Below are 19,319 nucleotides of genomic sequence, written 5' to 3'. Positions count from 1 at the left end.
GCTCCGGCTCGGGACGTGGCGATGGCGTGGGGCGGGTCAGCGGGTCTGCACCCACCACGCCATCAGACCGATGGCCGCGGTGCCGGACGCATACGAGGCACCCCGGACGAAGTTGGCGGCGGCGAGTCGGCCGTATCGCCGCCATCTGCTGCTGGAACGGCTGGGTACCGGCGGGCGAACCTCCATGGTGTGCATATGGAGCCCCTTTCGTGAGCGTACGGACAGTGACTGTCCGACACTAGGGAACGACGCGCTGGAGAAAGCATACAAAAGTGTGAACTTGCTCCATGCATCGGACTCGCCGAAAAAATTCCTTTCGACACGATTTCAGGACATGGCCGCTCAGCGGGGTTTGGCGGCCGCGGGGACGGTGCGGGTGGCGGTGTTCCAGCCCGAGATCCGCACCGAGGGGGCCGAACCGCCCAGGTCCGCGGTGCGATAGGTGGCGGTGAGCGTCACCGACTCGCCCGGCCACAGGCTCACCTCGTTGTCCGACCAGCGAACGGGCAGGACCGGCTTGCCCGAGCCGTTCACCAGATGGGCGTCCACGAGCAGCGCCGGTGTGCGGCCGCTCCCGGTGTTGCGCAGGGTGACGGTCGTGGTGGCGGTGGAGTCCGGTCCGCCGGTCGTGGTGGCGGTGGCGGACACCGGCGCCTCGGCCATGTCGTCGAGCCCGGTCAGATCCGCGTATGAGGTGGTGGGGGTGTAGTACCAGTCGGTGTTGTCCCAGTCGAGCACGTCCTTCTCGGTGGAGAGCCAGTACACATTGCGGCTGACCTCCTTGCCCGCGCCATCGGTGAGCTGGAGCTTGACCAGATAGGCGCCGGACACCCCGCTCACCTCGGCCGGGACGGTGAGCGCGGTGGCCTTGCCACCGTCGCCCGGCACCCGGAGACCGGTGGCGCTCGTGTCGAACTTCCGGGTGCCGTCGGGGGTGTAGAGGCTGACCCGGGCGGTGAGACCGGTGGCGGCGGTGTGCTCGCCGTTGACCACGACCACCGAGCGGGAGTCGTAGGAGTACTGGATGTGCAGCGGCTCATTGGCCTTCTTGGCGCCGTAGTAGGCCCCGCCCTGGTCCAGGTAGCGGTCGAAGAGCTGCCAGTGGAGCGAGGTCCAGCCACTGTTCAGCATCCAGTGGACGACACCGGTGGCGGGCCGGGAGGCGTCGGAGAAGTTGCGCGCGTACGCCTCGAACTGGGCGCGCACCGCCTCGTACCGCGCCAGCCCCGCCTTGCGCACGTAGTCCGTCAGCCCGGTCGGCTTTCCGTAGCGGCCGATCAGCGCGTTGTCGAACAGCTTGAGGTCGCCGAAGGTGGCGGACGGGGAGCGGTGGTACTGCTTGGCCGACGGGTCCCGCCACAGGGTCTCCAGTTCGCTCGGGGACATCATGCGGCGGAGCGTGTCCAGGGTGGGGATGTCGGGTCCGGCGCTGGTCTCGGAGTTGAAGCCGGTGGCGCCGCCCTCCCGCTTGGCGTACCAGTAGTCCGGCGGCACCCAGTCGTAGGGGCCGGTCATCTTCATACCGGACTTCCCGAGGCTCGGGGAGGACTTGGCGGAGGCGGCGGGGATCACCGGGTTCGGCCAGTCCGCCGCCTCGAGGGCATCGAGGTAGTTCTTCTCGATGGTGGCGTCGGGGGCGAAGTCGCTGCCGATGAGGAAGGAGATGACGCTGGGGTGGTCGCGCAGCCGCGCGGCCTCGGCGGCCATCGAGTCCTTGGCGACCGGGTAGTCGGCGGGGGTCCACTTCTCCCCCGTCTCATCGCCGTTGACCTGGCCCTCCCACTTGTCGCAGCACTCCCAGCCGGGGAGGGTCAGAACGCCGTGGCGGTCGGCGAGGTCGAAGAACTCGTCCGGCTCGATATGACCTTCGAGGCGGACGGTGTTCAGCCCCAGGTCGAGGGTGTACTTCAGCCGGTCCTCCACCGAGCGGGCGTCCCAGCGCAGAAACACATCGGGGGACCAGCCGCCCGCCTTGATCAGCAGCGGGCGTCCGTTGACGCGGTACCGGCGGGCGCCGTCGGCGTTGAGCGGCGCCTTGACGTCACGGATGCCGAAGCTGTGGTGGGCGGTGTCGGAGGGGGTACCCGAGACGGTGGCGGTGAGGTCGAGGTCGTACAGCGGCTGGTCGCCCATCCCGGCGGGCCACCACACCCTGGGCCGGTCCAGGCGCAGCTGGGGGAAGTCGGCGGGGGTGAAGGCGACGGCCTTGGTCTCGTGCGGGGCGAGCGACACCGTGCGGCTGATGGCCGCGGGGCCGGCCGTGCCGGAGACCGTGGCGGTGACCGGCGAGGCGGAGTCGTTGCGGACCCGCGCCTTGACGGTGAGTTCGGCGGAGGCGAGCGATTCGGTGTCCAGCCGGGTCGTCACATGCGCGTCGCGCAGGGCCACCGGGCCGCCGCGGCGTACCAGCACATCGCGGACGATGCCCATGTTCTCGTCGGGCGGGGGCTGCAGCCAGTCGATCCAGCCCATCGTGAGGTTCTTGCGCGGGTCGTTGGGCTGGACCCGGAACGCCACCGTGTTGGTGCCTTCCCTGACCAGGTCGGTGACGTCCAGCTCATGCCGGGTGTACGCGCCGGCGATCCGGTCCTCGGTGGCCACCTGGACGCCGTTGACATACACATCGGCGGCGGACACCACACCGCTGACGTCCAGATAGGTGCGGCGGGAGGGGTCGGCCACGGTGAAGTCGCCCCGGTACCACCAGGGGACGGTGAAGTCGGCCGCGGGGATCTTCTTGAGGTTGGTCGAGTAGAACGGATCCGGGTACGTGCCGTCCGCGAGCAGCCCGGCGAGGACCGTCGACCGGGGCCCGACCGGGTGCCAGCCGGTCGCGGGGTAGCCGGGGGTGGAGATGGCCTCGGGGGTGTCGGACACCTTGGCCGAGGACTGCGTGGCGAAGCCCGCGAGCGGGGTCGCGGTGCCGGGGGCCGCGCCCACCCGGGTCACCGGGGTCGGGCCGCCCGCCGCCGGTCCGCCGCGCGGGGGCGCGGCGCCCGTGGTGAGGGAGACGGTGAGGAGCAGGCCGCCGACGGCGAGCGAGGCGGTCAGAGCGCGTCGGACGCGGGCTCGCGCCCGCCGCCGGAGTGGTGCCGGACGGAGGACCACGGATGTCTCCCTGGGGGCAGGCAGAGCATTGGTTAAGTAGGTTTCCTAACAACCAACGGACCGTAGAGAGCTGAGCGAGCCATGTCAACCAGCCCCACCGGGAAATGGCCCGTCCGGGCGCACGGTGCGGTGCGGCCCGGTGAGGCGCGACGCCGCCGTCATGCGCGTCCGGGCGCGGAGCGCTGACGCTCCGCGCCTGGTCCCCGCGGTTCGTTCAGGCGTGCCAGCGCAGCACCGCGCCCAGGCCCCCGGCCGGTCCCTGGAGCCCCTCGGGCACCACCAGCACCTCCGTGTCGGCCACCGTCGCGGACCGCATCAGCGCGTCGTCCGCGCGGGCGGGCTCGGGTGTTCTGACGCCCATGGCACGCGCCTGGGAGCGCTGTACGGCCACCTGATCGGCGTCAGGCCCGATCCACACCTCATGGCGCATATCGCCGCCCGCGTGCCCCAGCAGCAGCGTGGCCGCCTGGTGGCGGCGCATGGCCTCCACCACCGCCGGTACGCCCTCCGCCGCCCCGCTGCTCGGCGGCCCGGTGCCGTCATGTCCGCCCAGGGCCGGTCCGCCGGGGCGGCCGCGCCCGGCGCGGAACAGGTCGAGGACCGTCTCCAGATGCGCGCGGGCGTACTCCGCCCTGGCGTGGTCGATCTCCGCGTTCAGCAGCTCGGAGCAGCCGGCGGCGCGGCTGCCGTGGCGGGTCTCCTCCGTCCTGGCCCGCAGCGGCTCGGGCAGCCGGTCGCGTACGGCCCGGCGCTCGCGCGGATCACCGGCCAGGATCAGCAGATCGGCCTCGCCGTCCGTCCACTGCCGCATCAGCTCGTCGGCCACGCGGTCGGCGGTCTGCTCCCAGGTGTTCCCGATCCGGTTGCGGTAGTGCCACTCGTAGCGGTCGGCGGGCATCGACCGGTGGCCGCGGCCATGCGCTCTCCGGCCCGCGGCGCGGCCCGCCGGGCGGGTACCGGTGTCGTCCCGCAGCTCCAGATCGGCCCCCGCCTGGTTGACGAAGGCCACCAGACAGGCCGGCCACTCACCGCGGAACGCGGCCAGCGGCGCCACTCTCGGCAGCATCGACCAGGACGTCACCACATCGATCGGGGACGTGGCCAGCGGCAGGTCGAGCACCACCTCGCCGTCCGTGGCGAACAGCGCCCGTCCCGCGGACGCCATGGCCCATTGCTCACCGGCCAGCCGCTCGACCACCGCGTCACAGGTGGCGCGGTCGGCGCCCTGGCCGGTCAGCTGATCCGCCACGAACCGCTCCCGCAGCCTGCGCCGCCTGGGCGCGTCCTCCGTGCTGCGGGAAGTGTCCATGTACACGCCCGCCCATGGACCGGGGCGGTCGAACAACGGCTTCAGGAATCCAACGTCCATGACCTCCCCCAAACCCGGGGAAACACACGGCAGAAACCGGTCGACCCGACTCGCGCGGATCGCCGTTTCGCTCCTGACACCAGGATCCCTCCACCTCACCGGGATCGCCAGAGCCGACTAAAATCGCTCTCATGGCTCGCTCCAACGAGGAGGTCGAAGCCCTCCTGCGCGAGTACGCCGATCTGCTCCTGATCACGGGCGGGGACGCGTACCGGGCGCGTGCGTACGAGAAGGCCGCCCGAGCGATCGGCGGCCATGCGGCCGACATCTCGCAGTTCGACGCGAAGGCGCTGCGGGACATCCCCAATGTGGGCCGGTCGATCGCCGACAAGGTGGTCGAGTATCTGCACACCGGGACCATGCCCGCCGTCGAGGAGGCACGCGCCGCGATCCCGGCCGGGGTGCGGGAGCTGACCGCCATCCCGGCGCTCGGGCCGAAGAAGGCCATGCTCCTCTACGAGGAGCTGGAGATCTCCTCGATCGACCAGCTGGCCCAGGCCATCGAGGACCACCAGTTGCGCGACCTCAAGGGCTTCGGGCCGAAGTCCGAGGAGAACATCCTGCACGGCATCGGGCTGATGCGTGCCGCGGGCAACCGCATCCCGCTCGACGAGGCGATGGACGTGGCCGATGACATCGTCTCCGCCCTGTCCAAGGTGCCCGGCTGCCGGCGGTGCGCGTACGCCGGGTCGCTGCGCCGGATGAGGGAGACCGTGGGCGATGTGGACATCCTGGTGGCGGCGGAGGAATCCGGCCCGTTCATGGCGGCGTTCACCCGGCTGCCGCTCACCTCCGAGGTGATCGCCCACGGCCAGAAGAAGACGTCGATCCGCACCACGAAGGGGCTCCAGGTGGATCTGCGGGTCCTGCCGCTGGACTCCTGGGGCGCCGGACTGCTCTACTTCACCGGCTCCAAGGCGCACAACATCCGCATCCGCGCGATCGCGGTGCGCCATGGCCTCAAGCTCTCCGAGTACGGCCTCTTCGAGACCAAGAGCGGCAAGACCATCGCGTCGCGGAGCGAGGAGGACGTCTACGCCCGGCTCGGCATGGACTGGATCCCGCCGACGCTGCGCGAGGACCGGGGCGAGGTCAAGGCGGCCCTCGATGGGCAACTCCCCCGGCTGGTCGAGGAGTCCGATCTGCGGGGCGATCTGCACACCCACACCAACCTCACCGACGGGCTGGAATCGCTCGAGGACATGATCGCCAAGGCGGAGCGGCGCGGCTACGCGTACTACGCCATCACCGATCACGCGCCCAAGCTGTATATGCAGCAGATGACCGAGGAGAAGATGCTGGCCCAGCGGGAGCGGGTGCGCGCACTCGACCGGGGGCGCGGCCGCGGGGACACCCGGCTGCTGCACGGCGTGGAGCTGAACATCGACGTCGACGGGGACGTGGACTGGCCGCCCGGCTTCCTCGAGGACTTCGATCTGTGCGTGGCCTCGGTGCACACCCAGTTCGGCCTGGACCGCAAGGCCATGACCCGGCGGCTGGTGCGGGCCTGCGAGAACCCGTACGTCCATGTCATCGGCCATCCGACCACCCGGCTGATCGGCAAACGGCCCGGTATCGACGCCGACCTGGACGAGGTGTTCGCCGCCTGCGCCCGCACCGGCACCGCGCTGGAGATCAACGCACATCCGGACCGGCTCGATCTGTCGGACGACAACATCCTGCGGGCCAAGTCGCACGGGGTGGTGTTCGCGCTGGACAGCGACGCCCACTCGACCCGGGATCTGGACAACATGCGGTACGGGGTGGGCATGGCCCAGCGGGGCTGGCTGACCCCGGACGATGTCATCAACACCTGGTCGCTCACCCGGCTACGGCGTTTTCTGCGCAAGGACACGGGGCACCAGCCCCCAACATGACCACTTCCGAAACCGACCGCTCCTACCCCGCCCGTCAGGCCCCCGGCGCCGAGACCCTCGCCGAGCTGGACGCACGGGTCGTCGACTGCCGTGCCTGCCCCCGGCTGGTCCAGTGGCGGGAGGAGACCGCCCGCACCAAGCGCCGGGCCTACGCCGACTGGGAGTACTGGGGGCGGCCGGTGCCCGGGTTCGGGCCACCGGACGCCGGGGTGGCGATCGTGGGACTCGCACCGGCCGCCCACGGGGGGAACCGCACGGGCCGGATGTTCACCGGCGACCGAGCCGGGGACTTCCTGTACGCGGCGCTGTACGACCTGGGGCTGGCCAGCCGGCCGACCGCCACCCACCGCGGCGACGGTCTGGAGCTGTCCGGGGTCAGGATCACCTCGCCGGTGCACTGCGCCCCGCCCGCCAACCGCCCCACCCCCGAGGAGCGGGACACCTGCCGCTCGTGGCTGGCCCGGGAGCTGCGGCTGCTGCGGCCGACGCTGCGGACCGCGGTGGTGCTCGGCGCGTTCGGCTGGCAGGCCGTGCTGCCCGCCCTGGAGGCGGCCGGATGGGTCGTGCCCCGGCCCCGGCCGGTGTTCGGACACGGCGCGCGGGCCACGCTGCGGGCGGCCGACGACGGGCCGCCGCTCACGCTCTTCGGCTGCTACCACGTGAGCCAGCAGAACACCTTCACCGGACGGCTCACCCCGGCCATGCTGCGCGAGGTGCTCGGCGCGGCGGCGGAGGCGGCGGGGGTTCCGGTCTCCGGTTAGGGCCGGAGGCTCTCAGGTCTCGTGGGCCGTGGGCCGTGGGCCGTAGGGAAAGGGGAGGCCCCGGGCACTGGGGCAGGAGGGCGCCCGGGACCTCGTTCATGGGATGGGCCGGGTCAGTTGAGACCCTGGCCCGCGACGCTGCCGGTGTCACCGGCCCCGGCGACGGCACCCGCGTCACCGGCACCCGCGTCGCCAGCGCCCGCGTCACCGGCACCCGCGTCACCGGCACCGGCACCGGCGTTGCCCGCGCCCGCCGCGTCACCGGCACCACCAGCCGCGTCACCAGCACCACCAGCCGCATCACCGGCACCACCCGCCGCGTCACCGCCACCGGCGCCGCCGCCGTCCGCGCCGATGACCGCGCCGGTGGCCTCCAGCGCGGCGGTCACCGGCTGGAAGAACGTCTCGCCGCCCTGGGTGCAGTCGCCGCTGCCGCCGGACGTCAGCCCGACCGCCGCGTCCTCGGCGAACATCGCGCCACCGCTGTCGCCGGGCTCGGCGCACACATCGGTCTGGATGAGGCCGTTGACGATGTCGCCGTTGCCGTAGTTCACCGTGGCGTTGAGGCCGGTGACCGTGCCGTCGGTGACCCCGGTCGTGGAGCCGGAGCGCTGCACCTTCAGGCCCACGCTCGCCTCGACGGCGCGCCCGATCTCCTGGGTGTTGCCGTTCTGGAGGTCGACCGTGCTGGATGGCTGGGTGGTGGCGTCGTCGTACATCACCAGTGCGAAGTCGTTCTCGGGGAACTTGGAGTCCTGCACCGTGCCCACCTGCTGGGCCCCGGCCTCGTCCGAGGTCCAGGTCTGGGATGCGTTGCCACAGTGGCCCGCGGTCAGGAAGCCCGGCGCGCCGTCCACGCTGACGTTGAAGCCCAGCGAACAGCGGGCGCCACCCCCGAAGATGGCATCGCCGCCGTCGAGCCCACCGGCCGCGGCGTCCCCGCCACCCCCGGCGTCACCGGCACCACCTGCACCACCAGCGGCATCACCCGCACCGCCCGCGGCATCACCGGCACCACCCGCACCGGCGTCCCCCGCACCCCCCGCGTCGCCCGCGCCGCCTGCGGCCCCGGCCCCCGCGTCACCCGCGCCGCCCGCGCCGCCCGCCGCACCGGCGACGTCCCCGGCGCCCGCGTCACCCGCCGCGTCCCCGGCGCCCGCGCCGCCGTTGTCGCCGGGCCGGGCCGCGTCCTCACCGTCGAACTTCTTGAACTCGCCCTTGCTGCGCTTGACGCTGACCGTGTCCGCCATCTGGTCCGTGGCCTTGGTCAGCGATTCCCACTTCGTGCCGGTCACCGTCCGGTCGGCGGTCACCTGGACCTTGTTGGTCACCGGGTCGATCGACCAGGCGGTGCCGGGCACCGACGCGTCGCTGCTCAGTGTCCGGGTGGCGGCCTTCAGATCGGCCATGCTGTTCTGGACGACCTTCGCCACGGCGCCCTTGGCCCGGACGGACTCGGCGGAGTCCTCGTCCACCACGTTCATGACCAGCTGGCGGTTGCCGTTGTCGTAGTACCAGCCCGCGCCGTTGTCACCGAGGTCCGAGGCGAGACTCCTCGCGAGCTTCACGGCGGCCGGGGACGAGAAGGTCTTGGCGCCCGACGTCTCGTCCGGGTTCGCGTTCGCGTTGGGCAGCAGAATGGCGGCTGCCCCGAGCGCGGTGATGGCGGCTCCGGAAATGGCGAGGGTCCGCTTGTTCACACGTCGGTGGCTCAACTCACTGACCTCCAGTCGGGGATGCGCGGCCGGCGTGTGCGGAGCGCTTGCCGCGTTCCGCCACGCCCCCGCGCGGGGCCACCACGTCGTACGTGGACGCGTTCGCCCCGATCTCATCCGTACTCAAGGTCTGATGAATCGCTGCGCCGAACGATCCGGATCGGTAGGCTCCGCCGGTTCGGCCGATCCCTCCCAGCCGTACGGCTAGCCGCGCTCCGCGGCCTCGGCCTCGGCCTCGGCCTGGGCGCGCAGCTCCCACACCTCGCCGAGCGCCATCCGCTCCGCCTCGGCGGGCGTACCGCCGGTGTCCTCGAAGTGGTCGACGTACTCGCCGATGAACTCCTGCCAGCGCTGATTGGCCGGGTCCTCGTCCAGCGCCGCCATCGCGGCCGCGAAGTCCTCGCAGTCCACGAGGTGGAAGAGATGGCGCCCGCTGCGCCAGATCCGCCAGTTGGTGATCCCGGCCCGGCCCAGCGCCGCCAGCAGGTCCTCCGGGACCGTGGCGTGCACCTGCTCGTAACCGGACTCCTGGCCCTCCTTGAGAACCGAGTGCAACGCCACCCGCATCGGCGCTCCTCCTTCTTCTTCCGCTGCATCCGCTGCTTCCGTTGCCGGGCGGCCACGGCGGCCGCCCGGCAACGATCCATGATGCAGCGCTCACCCCTTCTGCTCGACGCGCACCCAGTCCACGTCCGCCTGCACTCCCCCGGCCGGGTACGCCCCGCCCAGGGCGAGGTTGAGGATCACGTACTGGTTGTGGCCGAAGACCCACTGGCCACGGGTGGACTCGAGCTTGTTACGGCTCGTCTCCTGAACCACCCGGTCGTCGACGAGGAAGCGCATCCCGGTGGGTGTCCACTCCACCGCGTAGGTGTGCCACTGGTCGGCTCGGCCGCCACCCGGGTAGATCTGGCGAGCGCCGATGTTGCCGTCCGCCGAATAGCCGGGGCCGTGCAGGGCGCTGCTGGTCCAGTCGGCATAGCCGATGTTCTCCATGATGTCGGTCTCGCCGGAGGAGGGCCAGGACACCGAGGGATCGTCCACATCGCTGCCCAGCAGCCAGAACGCGGGCCAGTAGCCGTCGCCGACCGGCAGCTTCATCCGGGCGCTGACCCGCCCGTAGGTGAAGTCCAGCTCCCGGGGTCTCGAGCGGAGCCTCGCCACGCGGCGGAGCCGCATATCGATGCTGCGGGAAGGGGCGGAACCCCCGGTCCGGGGTCTGAGACGGAACCCCCGGTCCGGGGTCTGGGGCGGATGCCCCAGTTTTCGGGAAGGGGCGGGGAGGGGAACAAGCCCGCCGCAGGCGTCAAGCCCCCTCGAACACCCCCTAGGCGGCTCGGCGGGCCCGGCCCCGGTGGTCGCGGATGATCTCCGCGTAGCGGTGGCCGGTCCCCTTGATGGTGCGGACCTGCGTGCGGTAGTCGACGTGGACGAGACCGAAGCGCTTGTCGTAGCCGTAGGCCCACTCGAAGTTGTCCAGCAGCGACCAGGCGAAGTACCCGGCCAGCGGGACGCCCTTGCGCACCGCCGAGGCGCAGGCCGCGAGGTGCTGGACGAGGTAGTCCTGGCGCTCGGGGTCGTCCACGGTGCCGTCCGGGCGTACGGCGTCGGGGTAGGCGGAGCCGTTCTCGGTGACGTACAGCTTGCGGGCGCCGTATTCGCCGGTCAGGCGCAGCAGCAGGGTTTCGATACCCCCGGCGTCGATCTCCCAGTCCATGCCCGTGCGGGGGACGTCCGGGCGGCGGACGGCGCGGGCGTGGGGGGCCGGGCCGGTGGGGTCGTCGGTGACGGTGGCCGGGAAGTAGTAGTTCAGGCCCAGCCAGTCCAGGGGGGCGGCGATGGTGTCCAGGTCGCCGGGGCGCTCGGGCAGTTCGACCCCGTACACCTCGCGCATGTCCGCGGGGAAGCCACGGCCGTGCACCGGGTCCAGCCACCAGCGGTTGGTGTGGCCGTCCATGCGCCGCGCGGCGGCCCGGTCCTCCGGCCGGTCGGTGGCCGCCTCCACGGTGTTGAGGTTGTTGACGATGCCGACCTCGGCGCGTGGCGCGGCGGCCCGGATCGCCTGGGCGGCGAGGCCGTGGCCGAGCAGCAGGTGGTACGAGGCGCGGACCGCCGCGGTCAGATCGGTGAACCCGGGCGCCATCACGCCCTCGAGGTGGCCGATCCAGGCCGAGCACAGCGGCTCGTTGAGGGTGGTCCAGTGGTGCACCCGGTCGCCGAGGCGGTCGACCACCACCGAGGCGTACGCGGCGAAGTGTTCCGCGGTGTCGCGCTCGGGCCAGCCGCCCCGGTCCTGGAGCACCTGCGGCAGGTCCCAGTGGTACAGGGTGACGGACGGGGTGATGCCCGCCTCCAGGAGACCGTCGATCAGCTCGTCGTAGAAGGCCAGGCCCTTGACGTTGACCGGCCCGTCGCCGCCCGGCACCACGCGTGGCCAGGCGATGGACAGCCGGTAGGCGTTGGTGCCCAGCCGCTTCATCAGCCCGATGTCCTGGCGCCAGCGGTGGTAGTGGTCGCAGGCCACATCGCCGTGGTCGTCGCCCGCCACCTTGCCGGGGGTGTGCGAGAAGGTGTCCCAGATCGAGGGCGACCGTCCGTCCTCGGCGACGGCTCCCTCGACCTGGTAGGCGGAGGTGGCCGTGCCCCACAGGAAGTCGTGCGGGAAGGCTGTGAGGTCCAGGAGTTCGGACACGTACGTCCTTTCAGAGGTGGGGAGGTCGGAGGGGGGAAGGTCAGCGGGGGGAAGGTCAGCGGGGGGAAGGTCGGCGGGGGGCAGGCCGGTCACTTCACGGCTCCGGCGGTGAGTCCGGCCACGAGATAGCGCTGCAGCAGCAGGAAGCCCGCGACCACGGGGACACTGACGACGAGCGAGGCGGCCATGACCTGGTTCCAGTACACCTCGGTCTGGGTGGCGTAGCCCTGGAGGCCCACGGCGAGGGTGCGGGTGGTGTCGTTGGTCATCACCGACGCGAAGAGCACCTCGCCCCAGGCGGTCATGAACGCGTAGACGGCGACGGCGACGATGCCGGGGATCGCGGCCGGGACGACGACCCGGAACAGCGCGCCCAGCGGTCCGCAGCCGTCCACCAGCGCCGCCTCGTCCAGATCGCGTGGCACCGAGTCGAAGTACCCGATGAGCATCCAGATCGAGAACGGGAGCGAGAAGGTGAGATAGGTGAGGATGAGGCCGCCCCGGGAGCCGAAGAGGGCGATACCGGTGGCGTTGCCGATGTTCACGTAGATGAGGAACAGCGGCAGCAGGAAGAGGATCCCGGGGAACATCTGGGTGGACAGGACGGTGACGGTGAACACCCGCTTGCCCCGGAAGCGGTACCGGCTGACCGCGTACGCGGCGAAGACGGCGATCACCACCGAGCAGACGGTCGCGGCGCCCGCCACGAGGGCCGAGTTCATGAAGTACTTGGCGAGCGGGACCGTCGACCAGATGTCGATGTAGGGGCGGATGGTCAGCCCGCTCGGCAGCCAGCGGAACGTCCCCGAGACATCCTCCAGCGGCTTCAGGGAGCTGGAGACCATGACGTACACCGGCAGCAGGACGAACCCGGTCAGCAGGGTGAGGAAGATCCGGCGGGCCCAGAGGAAGGACCGGGGGGCGGCCATCGGTGAGCGGGGCCGCGCCGGGGAGGTGCTAGACATCGGCCGTCTTCCTTCGTCGGGAGGTCAGCAGGAGGTACAGGCCCGTCACCACGAGCAGGAAGAGCAGCAGCAGGACGGACATGGCGGACCCGGTGCCGAAGTTCCAGGTGGCGAACGTCGTCTGGTAGACGTGGATCGAGATGAGGTCCGCGGCCTCCGGCGCTGCCTTGCCGAACAGCACATACGGGGTGTTGAAGTCGTTGAACGTCCACAGGAACAGCACCAGCACCAGCACCTGGTTGACCGGGCGCAGCGTGGGCAGGGTGATGCGGCGGATCTGCTGCCACATCCCGGCACCGTCGAGGGCGGCCGCCTCGTAGAGCTCCTTGGGGATGTTCTGCAGACCGGCCATGACGACGAGGAACGCGAACGGCCAGCCCTTCCACACCGACACGGTGAGCAGCGCGATGAAGCTGTTGTCGCCGATCAGCCAGAACGAGGGTTTGTCGGTGAGGCCGAGCTGATCGTGGAGGACGTGGTTCACCAGCCCGTTGTCGTGCTGGAACATGAACGCCCAGGTGATGACGGCCGTGTAGACGGGCAGGGCGTACGGGATCAGGAACAGGGTGCGCAGCACACCCCGGCCACGGAAGGTGTCCTGGAGGAAGATGGCGGTGGCGGTGCCGAGCAGCCAGCACAGTCCGACGGACAGCACGGTGAAGCCGCAGGTGACCCAGAACGAGTGGAGCAGCGCCTCACCGGCCGGCGCGTTGATGTCCACCGAGATCTTGTAGTTGTCGAAGCCGGACCAGGGGGCGGCGCTCCAGTCCCGGATGGAGAACCGGGTGAGCGCCTTGAAGCTCATCAGGATGCCCATCACCATCGGCACCAGATGGACCAGGAGCTCGAGGACCAGGGCGGGCAGGAGCAGCAGATACGGCAGTCCGACGCGGCGGATCCGCCCGGGGCGGCGCGGGCCTCGCGCCGCCCCGGGGGTGCTCCCCGACACGGTCCGCCGGTCTGCCTCGGCGTTGGCGGTCGTGGTGGTCATGAGGTGTCCGCGCTCACTTCGCCGGCATCTGCTGCTGGGCCTTCTCCAGCTTGGCCTTCACCGATGCGGTGGTCACCGGGCGTCCGGCGGCGGCGTCCGCGAACAGCTCCTTGACGGCCGTGCCCACGGACGTCTCGAACTGCGACTCGTCGGCCACCTGCGGCAGCGCCTCGGCGCTCTTGGCGAGGGTGTCCCGCAGGGCGGCCGTCGCCTGGGTGTTGAACGCGGGGTCTGACTGGGCGGCCTTGACCGGCGGGATGGAGCCGTACGCCTTGTTGAGGATCTTCTGCTCCGCGTCGCCGGTCATGAACTTCACGAACTTCACGGCGCCGTCGTGGTTGTCGGTGTTCTTGAAGACGGCCAGGTTGATGCCCGCCACCATCGAATTGACGGCGGTACCGGTGCCGGGGGTGCCGGAGCGTACGGGCGCCGGCGCCACGCCCCACTCGTCGTCCTTCATGCCCAGGGAGGCGAAGGTGGCGGAGGCGGTCTGCCACAGGACCATCGCCGTCTTGCCCTTGGCGAAGTCGCTGAGGGACTGGTTCTGCGCGTACTCGGCGTTGCCCGGGGCGATGATCTTGTCCTTCGCCATCAGGTCGACGTACTGCTTGATCGCGGTGACCGCGCCGTCCGAGGTGAAGTCGGGCTTGCCGTCGGCGGTGAAGAAGTCCGCGCCGTGCTGCTTGGCGAGGACGAACACCTGGTGGATGTTCTCCGAGAGGTTCGCGCCCTCGGCGCCGAGGCCCCACTTGCCGTCCTTGGAGAGCTTCTTGCCGTCGGCGACGACCTCGTCCCAGGTGGCGGGCGGCTTGGCGATGCCCGCGTCGGCGAACATCTTCTTGTTGTAGTAGAGCGCGTACGCCATCGAGTACAGCGGCACCGCGGCCGGGTCCTCGCCCTTCACCCCGGTCGAGCCGAGGGCGGAGTCCACGAAGCGGTCCTTGCCGCCGATGCCGCCGAAGTTCTTGTCGTCCCACGACAGCAGCGCCCCGGACGCCTGCAGCGAGGCGCTCCAGGTGTTGCCGATGTTCAGCACATCGGGGCCCTGGCCGGAGGTGGTCGCGGTGAGGATCCGGTTCAGCAGCTCGGACCAGGGGATGACCTCCAGCTTCACTCTGATCCCGGTCTGTTTCTCGAACTTGTCGAGCTCGGGCTTCAGGACCTTCTTGTCCACCGCGATGCTGGCGCCCTGGTTGGAGGCCCAGTACGTGAGCGTCTTCGGCGAGTCGTTGGATCCGCCGCCACCCGTCGAGGAGCCGCCTCCGCAGGCCGAGACGGCGAGGGCGAGTGACAAGGTGACGGCGCCTATGGCCGCGACTCGGATGCTGCGCATGGCTCCTGGTGTCCCTTCCGGGAGTGGTGAATGCCAAGAAGGGCCCGGGGACGCGACCGCGTTCAACTCCCGAAGCCTCTCACGGCTTAATTTAGGACGTGAGTTAAACCTCAAGAGAAGGTCGCGTCAAGAGATCCGGCGGAGGTATCTTGCGGCGCGGAGCCCGGAGTTGAGGAGGCCAGGTGGCGGCGAACAACGGCCGTACGGTTCGTGACCTGCGGCGGGAGAACCGTGCCGCCGTACTGCGCCGGTTGTACTTCGACGGGCCGATGAGCCGCTATTCGCTGGCCCCCGCGACCGGGCTGAGTTCAGGCTCCATCAGCAATGTGGTCGCCGAACTCCTCGCCGAGGAGTTGGTGGAGGAGGCCGGCAGCGTGGACTCCGACGGCGGCCGCCCCCGCACCCTGCTGCGGATCGCCCCGCACAGCGGCCACATGATCGGGGTGGACGTGGGCGAGACCCGGGTCCGCGTCGAGCTGTTCGATCTCGCGCTGGCCGAACGGGCCCATGCCGACCGGCCGTTGCCCATGCGCGGCGCCGGGCACCGGGACCGCTACGACAGCGAGCTGATCGCGGGCCATATCCGCGACGCCATCGCCGAGGTCCTGGAGACGGCCGGGCTCGCCCCCGACCGGCTGCTCGGCGTCGGCATCGGCGTCCCCGGCATCGTCGAGCACTCCGAGGAGGGCGGTGCGGTGGTGCACTGCCAGCCGATCGGCTGGGAGGCGGTCCCGCTGGAGCGGATGCTGCGCCGGCCGGGCCATCTCCCCCAGGAGGTCCCGTACTTCGTCGAGAACGGCGCCAAGACGCTGGGGCAGGCCGAGATGTGGTTCGGCGCCGGGCGCGGTGCGCGCAACGCGGTGGTGGTGCTCTTCGGCTCGGGCGTCGGTGCCTGCGTCGTCACCGACGACGTCGAGCACGGCCGGGCGGTGGAGTGGGGCCATCTCACGGTGCGGGTGCGGGGCCGCCGGTGCCGCTGCGGGGCGCTGGGGTGCCTGGAGGCGTACGCGGGCGCGGAGGCGCTGCTGGAGCGCTGGCAGGAGGCGGGCGGGCGGCCGCCGTCCGACACCGACGAGGAGACCGCCCTGACGGCGATGCTGGCAGCCGCGTACCCCGCGGACGGTGGCGACCCGGACCCGGTGGCGGCCGCTGTCCTCGCCGAGACGGCGGAGTACCTGGGCGCGGGTCTTTCCGATCTGATCAATCTCTTCCAGCCCGAGCGCATCCTGGTCGGCGGCTGGGCCGGGCTCCAGCTCGGGGCCCGCTTCCTGGACTCGGTGCGCCACCACGCGCTCTCGTACGCGCTGCCGTACCCGTCCGGACGCGTCGGCATCGACCTGGGGGCGCTGGGGCCGGACGCCGTGACCGTGGGCGCCGCGATCCTGCCGCTCGCGGACTTCTTCGCCCGCGGCGGGCGCCGCCTGCCCGCCGGGCCCTCGCCGGAGCCGTCCCCCGCGTGGCGCACCTCCTTGGGCGCGCGGCTGGCGTAGGGGCGCGGTATGTGGGTGGTGGCGCGGAGGGGCGGCGCACACGTCTCCGGCGCGGGCGCTGCGCACACGTCCGGCGCGGGCGCTACGCAGACGTCCGGGGCCGGGGCTACGCCGCCTCCTCCCCGTGCCGCTACGCCGACTCCCGTACCACCAGCTCCGGTTCGAAGAGGACCGCGACCGGATCGGTGCGCAGGCCCCGGACGTGCTCGTCGAGCAGCCGGGCCATCGCCGCCGCCATGTCCTCCACCGGCTGGCGCACCGAGGTCAGCGGCGGCCGGCAGGTGGCGGCCACGCTGGAGTCGTCGAAGCCGACGACCGCGACGTCCTCGGGCACCCGCCGCCCGCGCTCCCTCAGCACCTGGCAGACCCCCTGGGCCATCAGGTCGTTGGCCGCGAACACCCCTTCCACATCGGGGTGTTGGGCGAGCAGCGTGGTCATCGCCGCCACTCCGCTGTCCAGTGTGAAGCCGCCCTCGGCCACCGGAACGTACGGGTGGCCACCGCGGGCCATGGTGTCGCGGAACCCGGCGAGCCGCTCCTGGCTCGCCGCCACGGCCCACGGCCCCGACACGGTGGCCACCTTCCGGCACCCCCGGGCCAGCAGGCGCTCGGCGGCGAGACGGCCACCGTCCCAGTGCGCCAGGTCGACATGGCTCAGCGCCACCGGCCGCACGGGCCGGGCGAACAGCACGGCGGGCAGTCCGGCCTCGGCCAGCAGCGCGGGCAGTGGATCGTCGGGGTGGGTGGACACCACGAGGGCCCCGTCCGCGTTCCCCTGCCGCAGATACCTCACCACCTCCTGCCGGGCCTCGGGGGACTCGGCGAACATCAGCACCGGATGCATCGAGCGCGGCCGCAGGAACCCCACCACGCCACCGACCACCCGGCCGAAGAACGGGTCCGCGAACACCCGCGCGGCGAAGGCGTTCTGCTCCTCCTCCGAGGTGTCCCCGGCCCCGGAGACGACGAGCGCCACGGTGCCCGTGCGCCGGGTCACCAGCGATCTGGCCGCCCGGTTGGGCGCGTAGCCGGTCCTCTCGATCGCCAGCCGGACCAGGTCCTGGATGGCCGGATCCACATTGCGGACGCCGTTGACGACCCGGGACACGGTCGCCCGGGAGACACCGGCCTCCCGGGCGACATCCTCCAAGGTCGGGGCCTGTCGGTTCATGTCCGCACCCTAGTGGCAGCGTGTCCCGGGGGCATAGAGCGCTCTCCCGGCCCCCTCCTCAGTGGCTCAGCGGTAGACGCCGAACTCGTAGAGCGAGTAGCCGTAGCCGGTGCCACGGGCCGTGCCGTGGACGCGGACGTAGCGCCCGGTGCCCGAGATGTCGAAGTCGTCGACACCGCCGTTGCCGTCGGTCACCTCGCGGACGGTGCGCCAGTTCTGGCCGTCGTCGGAGGTCTGGATGGTGTACGCCTTGGCGTAGGCCGCCTCCCACACCAGCTGGACGTGGGTGAAGGAGGTGGACGCGCCGAGGTCCACCTGGAGCCACTGCGGATCGCTCCAGTCGGCGGCCCAGCGGGTGTCCGCCTTGCCGTCCACGGCGTTGTCCGGGGTGCAGGGGCAGTCGCCGCCACCGGTCTGGTACGAGGAGGCGGTGGCGGGCCTGCCGAGGGCCACATCGGTGCCGTTCACGGCGGGCGGGACGACCCGTACGGAACGGGTCCCGATGCCGACGTCGCCCTTGCCGTCGGTGGCCTTGACGTACACCTTCCACACCCCGGGGCGGTCCGGCGCGGTGAGCCTCAGCCGGCCGCCACCGAGGTCGGTGGCGGGCAGCGGGATGAGCCTCTTGTCCTTGTCGAGGTACATCGTGCTGCCCAGCACCTGGTAGGAAATGGCGTCGCCGTCGGGGTCGGTGGCCTTGACGGCGAGCGTCAGGGCACGGCCCGCCTCCACCTTGGCGGCGTCGCCCTCCACGGCCGGCGAGGAGATGACCGGCGGTGTGTTGTCGCGCGAGGTGTCCGCGCCGTACGCCCTCTTCACCGCGTAGTACGACAGCCGCTTCTGGCCGGCGGGCAGCAGATTGAACCAGACGCCACCGAAGTCGTCCTCGGTGCCGTAGTGGAACATCGTGGCGCCGAGCGCGACCCCCCTGTGGCCGGTGACGCAGTTCCACGCCTTGGTGTAGCCCGCGGCCTTGGCCTGGTCGGTGGGCTCCTCGGGCACACCGTTGGAGTCGTCGGGGACCTCCCACTCCCCCGCCGGGCCGGTCTCGGTGACGATGTACGGCTTGGTGTAACCGCCCTGCTCCCAGGTGGCCTTGATGTCGCAGACGGCGTGGTAGGAGTTGACGGCGTACAGATCGAGGTCGGGGGCGTTCCTCCGGTAGTACGGCCACGCGCCGGTCCAGGCGTCGGTGGAGGTCACCGGGTGGCCGGGGTCGATGGCGTGGATCTTCTTGGCGATGTCGTTGACGAACGTGGTGTAGGCGTCCCGCTGCCGCTCCAGCTCATCGCCGCTGTAGCAGTTCTGGAGGCCGAGCACCGACTCGTTGCCCACGTTCCACATCAGTACGCCCGGGTGGTCCTTGTAGGCGGAGACCCACTTGGTGAACTCGGCGGCCGTCTGATCCTTGTAGGCGGTGTCCGTCCGGTAGTTCACACAGCCGCCACTGCCCGGGCCGCCACCGGGCTGCAGCCAGAATCCGGCGATCACCTTGATGCCATGGGCGGCCGCCGAGTCGAAGAGCGGTTTGCTGGTGGCGTCGGTGCCCCAGGTGCGGATGGTGTTCACGCCCATCGACCGCAGATCGGGGAGGTAGCGATCGGCGTCCGCGATGGCGGGGCCCCAGGTCAGGCCCTTGATCTGATACGGCTGGCCGTCCACGGTCAGCCGCCAGTCGCCCTGGGCGCCGGTGACCTTGACGACGCTTCCGGCGGCGTGTGCCTGCTGGCCGGGCAGCGCGAGGGCACCGGCGGCCAGCAGACCGGCGGCGAGGGGCGCCGCGATACGGCGTGGGGCGGTACGGGTCCGGGTCATGGTGGTGTCTTTCGGTGTGTCGGGGGGGTGGG

14 protein-coding genes and 1 pseudogene are annotated in these 19,319 nt (G+C 71.3%); 3 read left to right on the top strand and 12 right to left on the bottom strand.

Going from position 1 to position 19,319, the window contains the following annotated elements; translation table 11 throughout:
- Positions 1 to 36 precede the first annotated feature (36 nt).
- The 3 genes from NP777_RS10245 to NP777_RS10235 form a co-directional block, all read right to left on the bottom strand.
- On the bottom strand, positions 37 to 195 hold the full coding sequence (locus NP777_RS10245) for a hypothetical protein (RefSeq protein WP_198276654.1): 159 nt from the start codon (positions 193 to 195) through the stop codon (positions 37 to 39).
- Between the two features lie 147 nt (positions 196 to 342).
- Positions 343 to 3,108 carry a glycoside hydrolase family 2 protein gene (locus tag NP777_RS10240; protein ID WP_256649775.1) on the bottom strand — a complete coding sequence of 922 codons (2,766 nt, stop codon included), beginning with the start codon at positions 3,106 to 3,108 and terminating at the stop codon, positions 343 to 345.
- Between the two features lie 214 nt (positions 3,109 to 3,322).
- The gene (locus NP777_RS10235) at positions 3,323 to 4,477 is read right to left on the bottom strand and encodes a baeRF2 domain-containing protein (RefSeq protein ID WP_256649774.1); all 1,155 of its coding nucleotides are present in this window, start codon (positions 4,475 to 4,477) and stop codon (positions 3,323 to 3,325) included.
- Between the two features lie 131 nt (positions 4,478 to 4,608).
- On the opposite strand from NP777_RS10235, the gene polX reads away from it, so the two are divergent.
- On the top strand, positions 4,609 to 6,354 hold the full coding sequence (gene polX / locus NP777_RS10230) for a DNA polymerase/3'-5' exonuclease PolX (RefSeq protein ID WP_256649773.1): 1,746 nt from the start codon (positions 4,609 to 4,611) through the stop codon (positions 6,352 to 6,354).
- On the top strand, positions 6,351 to 7,115 hold the full coding sequence (locus tag NP777_RS10225; RefSeq protein WP_256649772.1) for a uracil-DNA glycosylase: 765 nt from the start codon (positions 6,351 to 6,353) through the stop codon (positions 7,113 to 7,115). The genes polX and NP777_RS10225 overlap by 4 nt, the downstream gene beginning before the upstream one ends.
- Before the next feature lie 113 nt (positions 7,116 to 7,228).
- On the opposite strand, the gene NP777_RS10220 is transcribed toward NP777_RS10225, so the two are convergent.
- The 7 genes and pseudogenes from NP777_RS10220 to NP777_RS10190 form a co-directional block, all read right to left on the bottom strand.
- Positions 7,229 to 8,815, bottom strand: coding sequence for a S1 family peptidase (locus tag NP777_RS10220; RefSeq protein ID WP_256649771.1), 1,587 nt, complete (start codon positions 8,813 to 8,815; stop codon positions 7,229 to 7,231).
- A 219-nt stretch (positions 8,816 to 9,034) separates the two neighbouring features.
- On the bottom strand, positions 9,035 to 9,397 hold the full coding sequence (locus NP777_RS10215; protein WP_256649770.1) for an L-rhamnose mutarotase: 363 nt from the start codon (positions 9,395 to 9,397) through the stop codon (positions 9,035 to 9,037).
- Between the two features lie 90 nt (positions 9,398 to 9,487).
- Positions 9,488 to 9,967 (bottom strand): annotated as a pseudogene (locus NP777_RS10210) (glycoside hydrolase family 16 protein); the annotation flags it as partial.
- A 190-nt stretch (positions 9,968 to 10,157) separates the two neighbouring features.
- Positions 10,158 to 11,522, bottom strand: a complete 1,365-nt coding sequence (locus NP777_RS10205) for a GH1 family beta-glucosidase (protein ID WP_256649769.1) — start codon at positions 11,520 to 11,522, stop codon at positions 10,158 to 10,160.
- An 89-nt stretch (positions 11,523 to 11,611) separates the two neighbouring features.
- The gene (locus tag NP777_RS10200) at positions 11,612 to 12,487 is read right to left on the bottom strand and encodes a carbohydrate ABC transporter permease (RefSeq protein WP_256649768.1); all 876 of its coding nucleotides are present in this window, start codon (positions 12,485 to 12,487) and stop codon (positions 11,612 to 11,614) included.
- Positions 12,480 to 13,478, bottom strand: coding sequence for a carbohydrate ABC transporter permease (locus NP777_RS10195; RefSeq protein WP_256649767.1), 999 nt, complete (start codon positions 13,476 to 13,478; stop codon positions 12,480 to 12,482). Before NP777_RS10195 ends, NP777_RS10200 begins: the two co-directional genes overlap by 8 nt.
- 13 nt (positions 13,479 to 13,491) lie before the next feature.
- Positions 13,492 to 14,811: an ABC transporter substrate-binding protein gene (locus tag NP777_RS10190; protein ID WP_256649766.1), complete on the bottom strand. Its 1,320-nt coding sequence runs from the start codon at positions 14,809 to 14,811 to the stop codon at positions 13,492 to 13,494.
- A gap of 182 nt (positions 14,812 to 14,993) precedes the next feature.
- Between NP777_RS10190 and NP777_RS10185 the strand changes: the two genes are divergently transcribed.
- A complete protein-coding gene (locus NP777_RS10185; RefSeq protein WP_256649765.1) occupies positions 14,994 to 16,301 on the top strand; it encodes an ROK family protein in 1,308 nt (435 codons plus the stop codon).
- A gap of 130 nt (positions 16,302 to 16,431) precedes the next feature.
- On the opposite strand, the gene NP777_RS10180 is transcribed toward NP777_RS10185, so the two are convergent.
- A complete protein-coding gene (locus tag NP777_RS10180; RefSeq protein ID WP_256649764.1) occupies positions 16,432 to 17,472 on the bottom strand; it encodes a LacI family DNA-binding transcriptional regulator in 1,041 nt (346 codons plus the stop codon).
- A 66-nt stretch (positions 17,473 to 17,538) separates the two neighbouring features.
- A complete protein-coding gene (locus NP777_RS10175) occupies positions 17,539 to 19,287 on the bottom strand; it encodes a discoidin domain-containing protein (protein WP_256649763.1) in 1,749 nt (582 codons plus the stop codon).
- Between the last annotated feature and the right edge of the window lie 32 nt (positions 19,288 to 19,319).

This window comes from Streptomyces rugosispiralis (assembly GCF_024505145.1).
Classification (GTDB): domain Bacteria; phylum Actinomycetota; class Actinomycetes; order Streptomycetales; family Streptomycetaceae; genus Streptomyces; species Streptomyces rugosispiralis.
The sequence above is the reverse complement of the archived record's forward strand: the minus strand, read 5'-3'. Positions and strand labels throughout refer to the sequence as shown.

What these genes read in the sequence shown, in the direction of transcription:
- NP777_RS10245 (WP_198276654.1), bottom strand. Translation starts at nt 195, where the DNA reads ATGCACACCATGGAGGTTCGCCCGCCGGTACCCAGCCGTTCCAGCAGC.
- NP777_RS10235 (WP_256649774.1), bottom strand. Translation starts at nt 4,477, where the DNA reads ATGGACGTTGGATTCCTGAAGCCGTTGTTCGACCGCCCCGGTCCATGG.
- polX (WP_256649773.1), top strand. Translation starts at nt 4,609, where the DNA reads ATGGCTCGCTCCAACGAGGAGGTCGAAGCCCTCCTGCGCGAGTACGCC.
- NP777_RS10225 (WP_256649772.1), top strand. Translation starts at nt 6,351, where the DNA reads ATGACCACTTCCGAAACCGACCGCTCCTACCCCGCCCGTCAGGCCCCC.
- NP777_RS10215 (WP_256649770.1), bottom strand. Translation starts at nt 9,397, where the DNA reads ATGCGGGTGGCGTTGCACTCGGTTCTCAAGGAGGGCCAGGAGTCCGGT.
- NP777_RS10200 (WP_256649768.1), bottom strand. Translation starts at nt 12,487, where the DNA reads ATGTCTAGCACCTCCCCGGCGCGGCCCCGCTCACCGATGGCCGCCCCC.
- NP777_RS10195 (WP_256649767.1), bottom strand. Translation starts at nt 13,478, where the DNA reads ATGACCACCACGACCGCCAACGCCGAGGCAGACCGGCGGACCGTGTCG.
- NP777_RS10190 (WP_256649766.1), bottom strand. Translation starts at nt 14,811, where the DNA reads ATGCGCAGCATCCGAGTCGCGGCCATAGGCGCCGTCACCTTGTCACTC.
- NP777_RS10180 (WP_256649764.1), bottom strand. Translation starts at nt 17,472, where the DNA reads ATGAACCGACAGGCCCCGACCTTGGAGGATGTCGCCCGGGAGGCCGGT.
- NP777_RS10175 (WP_256649763.1), bottom strand. Translation starts at nt 19,287, where the DNA reads ATGACCCGGACCCGTACCGCCCCACGCCGTATCGCGGCGCCCCTCGCC.